Here is a 14,693-nt window from a genome sequence, read left to right on the forward strand (position 1 = left end):
GTCATGAGCACAGCTGTACTTCCGCAAGTTATGGGAATTCTCAACGTCACCCCCGACTCCTTTTCTGATGGTGGTCGCTATAATCATCTCGATGAGGCCTTGCGCCAAGCTGAGCAAATGATTGCCGATGGTGCGACTTACATCGACATAGGGGGGGAATCAACGCGACCTGGTGCAGCGAGTGTCGCTGTGCAGGAAGAAATCGACCGGGTGGTTCCGGTGATTGAGCGTTTACGCGCCGAAACCGACGTAGCGATTTCGTTAGACACCTGCAAAACTCCGGTGATGGCGGAGGGCTTAAAGCACGGTGTCGACATGATTAACGATATACGCGCATTGCAGGACGAGGGCGCAGTAGCGCTGCTGGCCCAGCATGAAGCTGATATCTGCCTCATGCATATGCAAGGCGAGCCACGCACGATGCAACACGAACCCCGGTATGATGACGTGGTGGTCGAGGTGAAGGCGTTTTTACAAGAACGCATGCGTGCCTGCGAAGCGGCAGGAATTAGTAAAGACCGGGTTTTTCTCGATCCAGGCTTTGGTTTTGGCAAGTCAGTCAGGCATAATTACCAGCTGTTACAACGCATGCAAGCACTCCACGAGCTGCAGGCGCCGTTGTTGATTGGCATGTCACGCAAGTCGATGTTAGGTCATGTGACGGGGCGTGAGGTGCAGGACCGCTTATCAGCGAGCATTGCAGCCGCGACTATAGCTGCGATGAAAGGGGCACGCATTATTCGCGTGCATGATGTCAGGGAAACGGTTGATGCAATGAAAGTCGTTGCAGCAACCTTGGCTGGAGATTTAGTTTGAGTCAACGTAAGTATTTTGGCACTGATGGCGTCCGCGGACGCGTCGGTGACTTTCCGATTACTCCGGATTTTGCCGTAAAGCTCGGTTGGGCCGCAGGTACCGTCCTGTCGAAGTCAGGCAACCAACGCGTTTTAGTGGGCAAGGACACCCGTTTATCGGGGTATATGCTCGAGTCGGCACTTGAAGCAGGGTTGTTATCGGCGGGCGTGAGTGTTGAATTTTTGGGGCCGATGCCGACCCCCGCAGTGGCTTATCTAACGCGCAATTTCCGTGCCGCGGCAGGTATTGTGATTAGCGCATCACATAATCCTTATCACGATAACGGTATCAAGTTTTTCTCTGATTCTGGCAGTAAATTACCTGATGCAGTCGAAAGCGAGATTGAGCGCCTACTCGACGAAGATTTAGTGTGCGTGCCATCTGAGCAAATGGGGCGCGCGAGCCGTATAGACGATGCACCTGGGCGCTACATTGAGTTTTGTAAAAGTGCGTTCCCAAGTGAGTTATCACTTACTGGCTTAACGATTGTCGTTGACTGTGCCCATGGTGCGACCTATCACATTGCTCCAGATGTTTTGCGTGAGCTTGGCGCACAAGTCATTGAGATCGGTACCGCGCCGAATGGCGTCAATATCAATGATAAATGTGGCGCAACCGATTTAGCTACTTTACAAGCAGCGGTGCAAGAGCACAAAGCAGACCTTGGCTTCGCACTTGACGGTGATGGCGACCGCTTGATGATGATTACGGCGGACGGACGTGTCGTTGACGGTGATGACGTGATCTACATCTTGGCACGCGCGGCGCAGCAAGATGGCTTGCTCCAAGGTGGTATTGTTGGCACTTTGATGTCGAACTTTGCCTTGGAAAAGCATTTTGCCGACCGGAATATCCCTTTTGTGCGCGCAAAAGTGGGTGACCGCTACGTGATGGAAGAGCTGGTGAAACGCGATTGGAAAATCGGTGGCGAAAATTCAGGGCACATCATCAACCGACAGTTTCATAGTACCGGCGATGGCATTATTGCAGGTTTGCAAGTGCTCACCGCGATGCAGCGCGAGCAGTGCAGCCTAGCGGACCTTTTGAAAGGCTTTGAAAAATACCCACAAGTTTTAATTAATGTGCGTTTTAAAGCCGGCTCAGACCCGTTAAGTGATGAAGCGGTCAAAGCAGCGGTGAAAGATGTTGAAGATCGTTTGGGCGATGAGGGCCGTGTATTGCTGCGTAAATCAGGGACGGAACCGCTGATTCGAGTGATGGTCGAAGGGCGTGATGAGCAAATTACCAAGACCTTTGCGCAACAAATCGCCGGTGAAGTAGAGGCGGCGGCGAATTAATAAGCAGTCTCGCTGATTTATCGCATTCAGTACTTGTAAGTTAGCGGCAGGTTATGTAATATCTCGCCGCTCTTGAGGTAGCAACTTAAGACCAAGAGGCAACTATGCAACGGCAATCGTTAGTTATCGCTAACTGGAAAATGAATGGCTCACGTCATCTCGTCAAACAGTTGGCCAACACTTTGCGCAACGCGCCAGAAGTATTAGCTGATGTCACTGTTGCGGTTTGTCCTCCAGCCGTACTACTAGCTGCTTGGCAAAGCGAAGTTTTTTACGATCAAGTGCATCTAGGTGCACAAGACGTGAACGAAAATGCTTCTGGAGCTCATACCGGTGAACATAGCCTCGCGCTCGTAGCGGAAGCAGGCGCCGAGTATGTACTCATCGGTCATTCCGAGCGTCGCCAGTTTTACGGCGATACAGAACAGCGGATACAAGCGAAAGTTGAATCGGCTTTAGCTGCTACTGAACCCAAGTTTAAAGTCGTTCTGTGTGTTGGCGAAAGCGAACAAGAACGCGAAGCTGAACAAACCATGCAGGTGGTGCAGGCGCAATTAGAAAGCGCATTGCAAAACGTGACGAGCGCAAAAATGGCGCAGGTAGTCATCGCGTACGAACCGGTTTGGGCCATAGGTACGGGTAAAACCGCAAGCCCAGCTCAAGCACAGGAAGTTCATGCATTTATTCGGCAGTGGTTGCAGCAAAAATATGATGCTGCGGGCACAAGCGTTCCACTGCTGTACGGTGGTAGCGTAAAGGCAGAAAATGCCGAAACATTGTTTGCAGAAGCAGATATTGATGGCGGCTTGATTGGCGGCGCAAGTCTTGAACCAGAAGCGTTCCTTGCAATTTGTCGCGCAGCGCAAGCCCGGAGAAGTTAACTATGTACGAATTTTTATTGATTGCGTATCTTATTGTGGCCATCGTGCTGATCGGTTTTATCATGATCCAGCAGGGTAAAGGTGCCGACATGGGCGCATCTTTCGGTGCCGGCGCATCGAACACTGTTTTTGGGTCAGGTGGTTCAGGTAACTTTTTGACCCGTACGACAGCAATCGTAGCGATTATCTTTTTTGTTTTAAGCTTAGTTTTAGGTAATCTTTCTTCAGGTAACGGTGACGTAGAGAGTGAGTTCGAAAGCATCGAAACTCCAGCGCCAACCATGAATGAAGTGCCAGCGTCAGATGAAGAAGTTCCAAGTTCTTCAAACGACGTACCAGAATCGAACTAAGTTATTGTTTTTGCGGATGTGGTGGAATTGGTAGACACGCTATCTTGAGGGGGTAGTGCTTTCGGGCGTGCGGGTTCAAGTCCCGCCATCCGCACCAAATTTCGCAACCGAATCTTGGTTGCGTTTCCTTCGGGAATCCTTATAATATGGACACGTTTTCGGACGCGGGGTGGAGCAGTCTGGTAGCTCGTCGGGCTCATAACCCGAAGGTCGTAGGTTCAAATCCTGCCCCCGCAACCATTTAACAAAGGGTCCAGTGTTTTAAAAGCCCCGCAGCAGTTCGGGGCTTTTTACTATGTGACCTCTGCTGCCATGTGGTACGGCTAGACTTAGCGGCCAAATGAGCAGCACTAACACTGGGCGTTTACGCCCTTTTTTTGTTTCAGGAGTTCAAGAATTTGGCACGTATTGAAGAGCGCTTAGTCGAGATGCTAGAGCCCGCAGTGGCTGCATTAGGATTCGAGTTATGGGGTGTGGAATTTGTCCGCGCCGGCAAGCATTCAACCTTGCGCGTTTATATTGATCATGACAACGGCATCAGTGTTGATGACTGTGCTGACGTGAGTCACCAAGTAAGCGCATTATTGGATGTCGAAGACCCGATTTCGAGCGAATACTATTTAGAGGTATCGTCGCCCGGTATGGAGCGTCCTTTCTTCAGTGCGGCTCAAATGCAAGACTATTTGGGTGAAACGGCAGCGGTTGAGCTGACCATGGCCCAACAAAACAAACGTAAATTTAAGGGCGTGATCAAAGCGATTGATGGCGACCAAGTTGAATTCGAAGTTGATGGCGAACCACTGAAGGTAAGCTATTCAACAGTTAAAAAAGCTCATTTAGTTCCTCAGTTTAACTAAGGATTGCGCAGGCGAGGCAAGATAATGGCAAAAGAGATTTTATTAGTTGCAGAAGCTGTTTCGAATGAAAAAGATGTGTCGAAAGACAAGATCTTTGAAGCGCTAGAGTCTGCGCTGGCACATGCAACCAAGAAGAAATATGAAGGCGACATCGACGTCCGTGTCAGTATCGATCGCACCACTGGTGATTTCGATACCTTCCGCCGTTGGTTAGTGGTCGACGATTCTGAGACGCCACTTGAGCATCCGTATCGTGAAATTAGTTTAGCTGCGGCGCAGTATGAAGACGACTCAGTGGAAGCGGGTGATTATGTTGAAGAACAAATCGACTCAATCGAGTTTGACCGTATTACCACGCAAACCGCGAAGCAAGTCATCGTGCAGAAGGTACGCGAAGCTGAGCGTGCGAAAGTTGTCGATGAATACAAAGATCAAGTCGGTGAGTTGGTAAGTGGTATCGTGAAGCGCGCGAATCGCGAGCACGTGCTGCTGGACCTAGGTAACAACGCTGAAGCGATTATTTACCGCGAAGAAATGCTGCCACGCGAATCTGTTCGTGTGGGTGACCGTGTACGTGGTTTGTTGTATGACGTGCGTCCAGAAGCACGTGGCGCACAATTATTCGTGAGCCGTACGCATCCTGATTTCTTGGTCGAGCTATTCCGCATTGAAGTGCCGGAAATCGGTGAAGAAATGATTGAAATCCGTGGCGCAGCGCGCGATCCAGGTTCTCGTGCAAAGATTGCGGTGAAGAGCAACGACCGTCGTATCGACCCAGTCGGTGCTTGTGTCGGTATGCGTGGAGCGCGTGTACAAGCGGTGTCTGGCGAGCTCGGTGGCGAGCGTGTGGATATCGTATTGTGGGATGACAATCCGGCGCAGTTCGTTATCAATGCGATGGCTCCAGCTGAAGTTGCTTCAATCGTTGTCGATGAAGATGCACATACCATGGATATCGCTGTGGAAGAGGGTAATCTTGCCCAAGCGATTGGTAAAGCAGGCCAGAACGTTCGCCTCGCTAGCCAGTTAACCGGTTGGCAGTTGAACGTGATGTCAGAAGAAGAGTTCACTGAGAAAAACGAAGCCGAATCGCAACGTTTACTCGACCTCTTTACGAAACATCTTGATATCGATGAAGATTTTGCCGCGGTATTGGTCGATGAAGGTTTCTCTACGTTAGAAGAAATCGCTTATGTACCAATGGACGAGCTGTTGGCCATCGACGGCATGGATGAAGACATTGTCGAAGAGTTACGTAACCGTGCTCGTGCAGTGTTGACCACCAAAGCATTGAAAGATGAAGAATCACTCGAAAGCGCAGAGCCAGATGAAACCCTGCTTAACCTAGAGGGCTTAGATCGTCACTTGGCGTATGTGCTAGCCAGTAAAGGGATTATCACCCTTGAAGACTTGGCTGAGCAGGGTATCGATGACCTTGCTGAAATTGAAGAGTTAACCGAACAACGAGCTGGTGAGCTGATTATGCAAGCGCGTAATATTTGCTGGTTCGGTGACGAAGAATAAGATCAACGGGGGTACGACGGACTATGGAAGAAGTAACGCTGGATAAACTAGCTAAAGATGTAGGTACGACAGTTGATCGTTTGGTGACGCAATTCGCCGAGGCTGGCATGAAAAAGTCAGCGGGCGACTCGGTTACTGAAGACGAAAAACAAGCGCTGTTGGCGCACCTGAACAAACAGCACGGCGGCAAAGGCCCGCAAGAGCCAAGCAAAATGACCCTGAAGCGGAAAGAGAAAAGTACGCTAAGCATTGGCGGCGGTCCGCGTAGCAAGTCTGTGCAAGTTGAAGTACGTAAAAAGCGTACTTACGTGAAGCGTTCTGCGCTCGAAGAAGAGCAGAAGGCGGCACAAGAGCAAGCTGAGCAAGAACGTTTAGCAGCTGAAGCGAAACGCAAGGAAGAAGAAGCGAAAGCAGCAGCCGAAGCAAAAGCTAAGGCTGAAAAGAAAGCAGCTGAAGAAAAAGCGAAGCAGGAAGCTGCTCGCAAAGAGAAAGAAAAGGCTAAAGCCAAAGCTGAAGCTGAAAAACGCGCGGCAATGACGCCGGAAGAGCGTAAGAAAGCTGACGAAGCTAAAGCTGAAGCAGAAAAACTACGTAAGGCGCAAGAGGAAGAGGCTCGTAAAAAAGCGGAAGCTGAAGCTGCGCGTCAAGCCGAAGAAGCGCGCAAACTTGCCGAAGAAAATGAAGCGCGTTGGCAAGAAGAAGAAGCCAAACGTAAGCAAGCTGAGCAAGAAGACGTTCACTTCACTACCTCACAATACGCGCAAGAAGCGGAAGACGAGCAAGACGTTGATGAAGAGCGTCGTAATCGTAAGAAGTCAAAGCGTCGTGCAAAAGATGATGAGCGTGATGAAGCACCGCGTCGCGAGAAGCGTCGCAAAGGTTCGAAGCGTTCTACCTTGCAGCAGGCCTTTACCAAGCCAGCCTCACCTGTCGAGCGCGAAGTGAAGCTTGGTGAGACGATTACCGTAGGCGAGCTTGCGAACCGTATGGCGGTAAAAGCCAGCGAAGTGATCAAGACCATGATGAAAATGGGCGAAATGGTCACCATTAACCAAGTACTGGATCAAGAAACAGCATCACTTGTGGTTGAAGAAATGGGCCACAAAGTACAGTTGGTCAGCGATAACGCGCTAGAGCAAGAAGTCCTTGCTGAGCGTAATGAGGGCGAAGAGAAAGCGAAAACCCCACGCGCGCCAGTGGTAACCGTAATGGGCCACGTTGACCACGGTAAAACCTCATTACTTGACTACATCCGTAAGGCGAAAGTTGCATCAGGCGAGGCCGGTGGTATTACTCAGCACATTGGTGCTTACCACGTTGAAACAGGCCACGGCATGATCACCTTCTTGGATACTCCAGGTCACGCGGCGTTTACCTCAATGCGTGCTCGTGGTGCGAGTGCGACGGATATCGTCATCTTGGTTGTTGCGGCGGACGACGGCGTAATGCCACAGACTATCGAAGCGATCCAGCACGCGAAAGCAGCTGGTGTACCGATTGTCGTTGCAGTGAACAAGATGGATAAGCCTGAAGCCGATCCAGACCGCGTGAAGAACGAACTTGCACAGCGTGATGTTATCCCTGAAGACTGGGGTGGTGACGTGCAGTTTGTGCCGGTATCTGCGCACAGCGGTCAAGGTATTGACGAGCTTCTTGAAGCCCTGTTGCTACAAGCTGAAGTTCTTGACTTACAAGCCGTTTCAGAAGGTATGGCACACGGTATCGTGATTGAGTCACGCCTCGATAAAGGTCGTGGTCCAGTGGCGTCAATCTTGGTACAAGAAGGTACCTTGCGCCAAGGCGATATCGTACTTTGTGGTCTTGAGTACGGTCGTATTCGGGCAATGCGCGATGAACTCGGTCGTGAAATCAAAGAAGCGGGTCCATCGATTCCAGTAGAGATTCTTGGTTTGTCAGGTGTACCGCAAGCCGGTGACGAAGCAACCGTGGTCAAAGACGAACGTAAAGCACGCGAAGTTGCAAACTACCGTCAAGGTAAGTACCGCGAAGTGAAACTCGCGAAGCAACAGAAAGCGAAGCTTGAGAACATGTTTGCGAACATGCAAGAAGGTGACGTCCAAGAGCTGAACATCGTCTTGAAATCAGACGTGCAAGGTTCGTTGGAAGCGATTGCCGACTCATTGCAGAAACTGTCGACGGATGAAGTGAAAGTGAACATCATCGGTAGTGGCGTGGGTGGTATTACCGAAACCGACGCCTCACTTGCAAGTGCTTCGAACGCTATCGTAGTGGGCTTCAACGTACGTGCTGATGCCTCTGCCAAACGCTTAATCGAACAAGAAAGCGTCGACCTTCGTTACTACAGCGTCATTTATGACCTGATCGACGAAGTGAAGCAGGCAATGGGTGGTATGTTGGCACCAGAGTTCAAGCAAGAAATCATTGGTCTTGCTGAAGTTCGTGACGTGTTTAAGTCACCGAAGATTGGCGCAATTGCCGGTTGTATGGTTACCGAAGGTGTGGTGAAGCGTTCAGCGCCAATTCGTGTACTACGCGACAACGTGGTCATCTACGAGGGTGAACTTGAGTCACTCCGCCGTTTCAAAGACGACGTCCAAGAAGTTCGTAACGGCATGGAATGTGGTATCGGCGTGAAGAACTACAACGACGTGAAAGTGGGTGACCAAATCGAGGTCTTCGAAACTGTTCAAGTCGAACGGAGTCTGTAACCCTTATGGCGAAAGACTACAGTCGGACAGAGCGAGTCGGTCAGCAGTATCAACGTGAAATAGCGTTGATATTGCAACGCGAAATCAAAGACCCGCGCGTATCTATGGTAACGGTCTCGGCGGTTGAAGTATCGCGAGACCTTGCCTATGCCAAAGTCTATGTGACGTTTTTGCAAGACGACGACCAACAAGTCAAACAAGGCCTGAAAGTGCTGAATGAAGCTTCAGGTTTTGTCCGCTCGTTGTTGGGCAAGCGTGTGCGAGCGCGCATAACGCCTGAACTTCGTTTCGTACACGACCCATCGTTGAACGAAGGGATTCGTATGTCGCGTTTGGTTGATGATGCGATAAAACGCGATCAAGAGCGCACAAATTCAAAGGACGAGCACGGAGACGATTAATGGGACGACGTAAATCGGGTCGCGATATCAGCGGCGTGATTGTCTTAGATAAGCCTCTGGAACTCACATCAAACGCCGCACTGCAACAGGTGCGGCGTTTTTTTGACGCCCGTAAAGGGGGGCACACAGGCGCTTTGGATCCACTGGCGACCGGTGTGCTGCCACTGTGTTTTGGCGAGGCAACCAAGCTTTCGCACTTTGCTTTAGAAGCCGACAAAACCTATGTCGTAACTGCAAAACTGGGCCAGCGGACCAGCACCAGTGATGCCGAAGGTGAAGTCGTCGAAGAACGCCCCATTGGTTTCGCAGACGCACAATTGTCAGCAGCGCTTGAACATTTCACCGGCGAACAAGCTCAATCACCATCGATGTTTTCAGCGCTCAAGCATGAAGGCCGACCGTTGTACTATTATGCACGGCAGGGTATCGATGTGCCGCGCAAGTCGCGCACCATTACGATTCACAACATAACGCTGCTAGAGCTCAAGGACGACTTACTTACCCTTGAAGTAACTTGTTCGAAGGGCACGTATATTCGTACTTTGGTCGATGATATGGGGCAGTATCTAGGTTGTGGCGCACATGTGCAGGCCCTGCGACGCACCTGGATTGAAGGTGTTGTTGGCGACATGGTCACCCCTGAAGAACTAGCGGCCAAAGCGGCACAATGTGATCCTGAAAGCGACGATTTTGCCGCTTTAGATGCGTTACTACTGCCTTGTGATGCGGTCATCCAGCAGATTCCCGAAGTGTTTATCGAACCAGCTGATGCACCGCGTTTTACGGCCGGCAACCCTGCGCAAGCAGTGAATGCTGAACCGCAAGCGGAAGATGTCATTTTGCGGGTCAAAACGGCAGGGGAAGAACAACTGTTGGGCCTAGGCTTTTGGCGCGACAATAAAATTATGCCCAAGCGGGTGCTGAGCATTGCTAAAATTTAGCTGAGTACGTATAATGCTCGGCGATCGCGTCGGTGCTGAATTAGTGATTGGCACTGACTGTTTTAACTACTAGGAGTAATTTATGTCACTAACTGCGGCACAAAAAGCTGAAATCGTTAAAGAATACGGCCAAGGCGAAAACGACACTGGTTCACCAGAAGTTCAAGTAGCTTTGTTAACCCATAACATTAACGAGTTACAGGGCCACTTTAAAGAACACGCAAAAGACCATCACTCACGTCGTGGTTTGTTGCGCATGGTAAGCCAACGTCGTAAATTGTTGGACTACCTGAAGCGTAAAGACAATCAGCGTTACGCAACTCTGATTGAGCGACTCGGTTTACGTCGCTAAGCAATGTTCGCAAAAGGGGGCCGTAAGGCCCCTTTTTACTTATAAAAGCGCTATTGGCTATTCGCTGTTCGCTATTTGATAAAAAAGATAACGAACAGCAAATAGCAAATAGCAAAGAACGCATTTAAAGAAGAAAGTAGGAAAGGAAAAAAACGTGAATCCAATAACTAAGCAATTTCAATACGGTCGTCACACAGTGACATTAGAAACAGGTGCGATAGCGCGCCAAGCGACCGGTGCCGTGCTAGCGAGCATGGACGATACCACCGTTTTAGTAACTGTGGTCGCTAAAAAAGAAGCGAAAGAAGGTCAAGACTTCTTCCCATTGACAGTCAATTATCAAGAGCGTACCTACGCTGCCGGTAAAATCCCAGGTGGTTTCTTTAAGCGTGAAGGCCGCCCATCAGAAAACGAAACCTTGACGTCGCGTCTGATTGACCGTCCGATTCGTCCACTGTTCCCAGAAGGCTTTAAGAACGAAGTACAAATTATTGCCACTGTAGTTTCAGTTAATCCACAAGTAAGCCCTGATATCGTTGCTTTGATTGGTGCTTCTGCAGCCCTTTCAATTGCTGGCGTACCATTCGCAGGCCCAATTGGTGCTGCGCGTGTAGGTGTTCTTAACGATGAATATGTGCTGAACCCAACCCTAGACGAGCTTGCAGAATCGAAACTCGACTTGGTTGTTGCAGGTACCGAAAATGCGGTATTGATGGTTGAGTCAGAAGCACAGTTGCTGTCTGAAGATGCCATGTTAGGTGCAGTGGTTTATGGTCACGAGCAAATGCAAGCTGTGATCAACGCCATCAACGAATTCACTGCTGAAGCCGGCAAGCCGAAGTGGGATTGGCAGGCACCAGCAGAAAATACCTCGTTGAAAGACAAGGTAAAAGCGTTGGCAGAACAAGGTATCGGCGATGCTTATCGTATCACTGAGAAAGCTGAACGCTACGAGCAAATCAGCAAGTTACGTGATGAAGTCATCACTAAACTGACTGAAGAAGATGAATCACTTGATAGCAAAGAAATCGGCGACATCTTCCATGCCCTAGAAAGCGATGTGGTGCGTAGCCGCATTATCGCTGGCGAGAAGCGCATCGATGGCCGTGACCCAGATATGGTTCGTGGTTTGCACATCGCTACGGGCGTATTGCCACGCGTACACGGCTCGGCCATTTTCACTCGTGGTGAAACGCAGGCATTGGTTGCTGCTACCCTAGGTACTGAGCGCGATGCGCAGATGATTGATGACCTCGTGGGTTCAAGCAACAACCGCTTCATGTTGCACTACAACTTCCCTCCATACTGTGTTGGTGAGACTGGTATGGTCGGCTCACCGAAGCGTCGCGAAATCGGTCACGGCCGTTTGGCGAAGCGCGGTGTGCAGGCAGTCATGCCTTCACAAGAAGAATTCCCGTACACCATTCGTGTGGTATCAGAAATCACTGAATCAAACGGTTCAAGCTCAATGGCCTCAGTGTGTGGTACTTCATTGGCATTGATGGACGCGGGCGTTCCAATCAAAGCTTCAGTTGCGGGTATCGCAATGGGCTTGGTGAAAGAAGGCGATAAGTTTGTCGTTCTGTCTGATATCTTGGGTGACGAAGATCACTTAGGCGACATGGACTTCAAAGTTGCCGGTAGCAAAGACGGTGTCACTGCGTTGCAGATGGACATCAAGATTGACGGTATCACGCGTGAAATCATGGAGCAGGCACTTGAGCAAGCGAAAGCTGCGCGTCTGCACATTTTGAATGTGATGGACGATGCAATTTCTGGTGCTCGTGAAGAGCTTTCTGACTTTGCTCCTCGCTACCACACCATGAAGATCAACCCAGATAAAATCCGTGACGTGATTGGTAAAGGTGGTGCGGTGATTCGTGAATTGACTGAAAGCACGAACACCAACATCGAAATCAATGATGACGGTACGGTACGTATTGCTGCAACTGACCAAGCGTCAGCGCAAGCGGCGATTGACCGTATTAAAGAGTTAACTGAAGACGTTGAAGTGGGTCGCATCTACCAAGGTAAAGTGGCACGTATCGTCGACTTCGGTGCGTTCGTGACTATCCTGCCTGGTAAAGATGGCTTGGTACACATTTCTCAAATCGCTGAAGAGCGTGTGAACGACGTCAACGAATACTTGAAAGTCGGTCAGACAGTACCAGTGAAGGTACTTGAGATTGACCGTCAAGGCCGTGTCCGTCTGAGCATGAAAGATGCAGCAGAAAAGCCAGCTCAAGCAGACACTGCAGAGCAAGCGGATAATGCTGAAGAGAAAGGTCAGGACGAAGCGGAATAAAACCGTTTAAGTTCTTTACAATTCTCTACGAAAAGGGGCTTCGGCCCCTTTTCTTTTTTGTCTTTAGTTGCGCTATGATGAGAGTCTAACCAGCGAGAAAGGAAGTGGTATGAATTACGCGAAGGTTGTTGCTGTGCTACTAACCTTGGGCGCACTCAGCGCTTGCACGGCGACTCCGCAAAGCGAGCAGGGCATGCTCGCCAACTTAGTAGTGCCCACGCCACAAGTCGCCGATGGTCGCTATCAATTAGAAGTGGCAAAACTGACGGAAGTCATCACCCGTGGCGAAGAGGAACTCGATGCGGAAGCAATGGGGCAATTACTCTACCGCCGTGGCAGTCTTTACGATGCACTCGGTTTGGCAACGCTTGCGCGTATCGATTTCAATCGCGCGCTGGACTATCAACCACGATTGGCCGACGCCTATAACTACTTGGGCATTCATTACACGCAGGTGGGCCAATTTGATTACGCTTATGAAGCGCTTGATGCCGCATTGGAGCTAGAGCCTGAACATCCCTATGCTTATCTGAATCGGGGCGTAGCAGGCTATTACGATGGGCGCTTTGATCTTGCTTTAGCTGACCTAGAGCATTTCTATCAAGCCGACCCCGATGATCCCTACCGTGCGCTGTGGCGCTATCTTGCCAAAGTCGAAGTCGAATCCGCAGAACAAGCCAAACAAGAGCTTGCTGCTGCGCGCCTCGCCAGTAATTCAGAGGCTTGGGGTTGGGGCATCGTTGACCTCTATGTCGGCGGTATGAGCGAACAAACATTTTTACAAAGCTATGCAACGCAACAGTTGGGTGAGGATGAGACGCTAGCTGAACGTATGTGTGAAGCTTATTTCTACCTGGGCAAGCTGCAACAGTTGCAGGGCAAGTGGGATACTGCGGCGGTTTACTTCCGGCTAGCCCTCGCCACCAATGTGCATCTATTTTTAGAACACCGTTATGCAGCAATGGAAATGGATGCGAGCCAAGCGCGCGCAGCTTATGAAACCAAGCCTAACGTCGATTAACACGGGTCTGAGTTTACTCCTCGGGTGCTTGGCTATTGCACCTCCGGCCAACGCCGCGGCGAGCTTGCCAGAATGGCCGCTAGCACCGGCGGCGTCAGCCGCAGCCGTAGCGACATGTGACGCAACTGATGAGAAGATCTGGGTGTGGCTACCACAGCATGGCGATGCGCCAGCGCAAGCGATGTTACAACGCTGGCAACAACACCCGCTGGCAGCTTTGAGCGGTTGTCTACAATACCGCACCTACAGTGATGCCGAACAACTGCAATGCACCGTTAATGGCGAGCGTCAGCATCAGCGCTGTAACCTACCGCTATTGCCGCGTGAGCTATTGCAGCGCCACATCGTTTTTACCGATGCCGAAATAGGCAGTGCTTCTGCGCAGCAAATAGTGTTACCGCTCAATGCGAACTTAACGGTATTTGCGCATGAAATCGCGCATTGGTTGGGTTTTGCCGACGAATATCAAATGTCGCCGAGCCTTGCTAAGAATTACTGTCAGGGGCGTTATGAGCATCCGTCATTGAACGTGGTGCTAACGCGCAGCAAGCAACTCAGTGCGCAAGAATTAGAGCAACTTTGGCAACGTCTTCCTTGGCGCGAGGCGATAGCAGACTGGCGTTTATTGGGGCAACAACAAGCAGACGGTAAATGGTTGTTAGGCTCAGCAAGCTCGACTGAGGTTGGCCTGTTTACCAGCCAAACCTGTGCTGGCGTTGCTGGGGTCTATAGTTGGAAGCCCGTCGCCAAGCTCACCGCGATGGAGTATCACGATGTCAATGTTTGGCCGACGGTCTATCTCGAGACGGCGCGTGCGCTACAGCGCGGTAGCCGTTTGCGCAATCATGATGATGGGGCAGAGTAGTGCGAAAAACCAGACCAAGCTGCGTAACTTGTCCCAATTGGCAAGGTAGAGCACGTGATAGGCGATTCTGAAACCGATAAAACCCACCGCCAACCATTGGTTCAGCGCATTGACTTGATCAGTGGCAATGACCAGCAAAACTGCCGCCGCAAATAACGGAAACGCTTCGTAGGCATTGTAATGGCCTGCAACCGCGCGTGCTCCAGCACCTGTCAAACGTTGCTGTTGGGCACGCGGGTGGCGGTTATCGTAGCCATTATCACGATTTTGAAAATAGACTACCGGAGCTTTGGCGGCGATGGGTAACAAGCCGGCAATTAATAAACACCAAATCATGAGACTCATCGCACACT

Annotated in this window: 14 protein-coding genes and 2 tRNA genes; 15 read left to right on the forward strand and 1 reads right to left on the reverse strand. The window is 50.5% G+C overall.

Annotation, left to right across the window (positions count from 1 at the left end; translation table 11 throughout):
* Positions 1 to 3 precede the first annotated feature (3 nt).
* The 15 genes from folP to CWE21_RS08040 all read left to right on the forward strand — a co-directional run bounded on the left by folP (position 4) and on the right by CWE21_RS08040 (position 14,340).
* Positions 4 to 816, forward strand: coding sequence for a dihydropteroate synthase (folP, locus tag CWE21_RS07970; protein ID WP_126833913.1), 813 nt, complete (start codon positions 4 to 6; stop codon positions 814 to 816).
* Positions 813 to 2,153 carry a phosphoglucosamine mutase gene (gene glmM, locus CWE21_RS07975; protein ID WP_126833914.1) on the forward strand — a complete coding sequence of 447 codons (1,341 nt, stop codon included), beginning with the start codon at positions 813 to 815 and terminating at the stop codon, positions 2,151 to 2,153. Before folP ends, glmM begins: the two co-directional genes overlap by 4 nt.
* Before the next feature lie 104 nt (positions 2,154 to 2,257).
* Positions 2,258 to 3,034, forward strand: coding sequence for a triose-phosphate isomerase (tpiA, locus tag CWE21_RS07980; RefSeq protein ID WP_126833915.1), 777 nt, complete (start codon positions 2,258 to 2,260; stop codon positions 3,032 to 3,034).
* A gap of 2 nt (positions 3,035 to 3,036) precedes the next feature.
* The gene (secG, locus tag CWE21_RS07985; protein WP_126833916.1) at positions 3,037 to 3,384 is read left to right on the forward strand and encodes a preprotein translocase subunit SecG; all 348 of its coding nucleotides are present in this window, start codon (positions 3,037 to 3,039) and stop codon (positions 3,382 to 3,384) included.
* 12 nt (positions 3,385 to 3,396) lie between these two features.
* A tRNA-Leu gene (locus CWE21_RS07990) sits at positions 3,397 to 3,481 on the forward strand.
* Positions 3,482 to 3,547: 66 nt separating this feature from the next.
* Positions 3,548 to 3,624: transfer RNA gene (locus CWE21_RS07995), tRNA-Met, on the forward strand.
* 158 nt (positions 3,625 to 3,782) lie between these two features.
* Positions 3,783 to 4,241: a ribosome maturation factor RimP gene (rimP, locus tag CWE21_RS08000; protein WP_126833917.1), complete on the forward strand. Its 459-nt coding sequence runs from the start codon at positions 3,783 to 3,785 to the stop codon at positions 4,239 to 4,241.
* A 24-nt stretch (positions 4,242 to 4,265) separates the two neighbouring features.
* Positions 4,266 to 5,765: a transcription termination factor NusA gene (gene nusA, locus CWE21_RS08005; RefSeq protein WP_126833918.1), complete on the forward strand. Its 1,500-nt coding sequence runs from the start codon at positions 4,266 to 4,268 to the stop codon at positions 5,763 to 5,765.
* A gap of 23 nt (positions 5,766 to 5,788) precedes the next feature.
* Positions 5,789 to 8,455, forward strand: coding sequence for a translation initiation factor IF-2 (gene infB, locus CWE21_RS08010; RefSeq protein ID WP_126833919.1), 2,667 nt, complete (start codon positions 5,789 to 5,791; stop codon positions 8,453 to 8,455).
* A gap of 5 nt (positions 8,456 to 8,460) precedes the next feature.
* Positions 8,461 to 8,856 carry a 30S ribosome-binding factor RbfA gene (gene rbfA, locus CWE21_RS08015; protein ID WP_126833920.1) on the forward strand — a complete coding sequence of 132 codons (396 nt, stop codon included), beginning with the start codon at positions 8,461 to 8,463 and terminating at the stop codon, positions 8,854 to 8,856.
* The gene (truB, locus tag CWE21_RS08020; protein ID WP_126833921.1) at positions 8,856 to 9,797 is read left to right on the forward strand and encodes a tRNA pseudouridine(55) synthase TruB; all 942 of its coding nucleotides are present in this window, start codon (positions 8,856 to 8,858) and stop codon (positions 9,795 to 9,797) included. Before rbfA ends, truB begins: the two co-directional genes overlap by 1 nt.
* A gap of 82 nt (positions 9,798 to 9,879) precedes the next feature.
* Entirely contained in the window at positions 9,880 to 10,149 is a 270-nt protein-coding gene (gene rpsO, locus CWE21_RS08025) for a 30S ribosomal protein S15 (protein WP_126833922.1), read from the forward strand.
* 154 nt (positions 10,150 to 10,303) lie between these two features.
* Complete coding sequence (gene pnp, locus CWE21_RS08030; protein WP_126833923.1) at positions 10,304 to 12,454, forward strand: polyribonucleotide nucleotidyltransferase; 2,151 nt, start codon at positions 10,304 to 10,306, stop codon at positions 12,452 to 12,454.
* Positions 12,455 to 12,563: 109 nt separating this feature from the next.
* On the forward strand, positions 12,564 to 13,475 hold the full coding sequence (gene nlpI / locus CWE21_RS08035) for a lipoprotein NlpI (protein ID WP_126833924.1): 912 nt from the start codon (positions 12,564 to 12,566) through the stop codon (positions 13,473 to 13,475).
* Positions 13,408 to 14,340, forward strand: coding sequence for a hypothetical protein (locus CWE21_RS08040; protein ID WP_126833925.1), 933 nt, complete (start codon positions 13,408 to 13,410; stop codon positions 14,338 to 14,340). Before nlpI ends, CWE21_RS08040 begins: the two co-directional genes overlap by 68 nt.
* Here CWE21_RS08040 and CWE21_RS08045 read toward each other — a convergent pair.
* Positions 14,293 to 14,685 carry an MAPEG family protein gene (locus CWE21_RS08045; protein ID WP_126833926.1) on the reverse strand — a complete coding sequence of 131 codons (393 nt, stop codon included), beginning with the start codon at positions 14,683 to 14,685 and terminating at the stop codon, positions 14,293 to 14,295. The two genes, CWE21_RS08040 and CWE21_RS08045, sit on opposite strands and share 48 nt — an antisense overlap.
* Between the last annotated feature and the right edge of the window lie 8 nt (positions 14,686 to 14,693).

It is taken from the genome of Pseudidiomarina aquimaris, assembly GCF_003987395.1.
In the GTDB taxonomy this organism is placed as follows: Bacteria; Pseudomonadota; Gammaproteobacteria; order Enterobacterales; family Alteromonadaceae; genus Pseudidiomarina; species Pseudidiomarina aquimaris.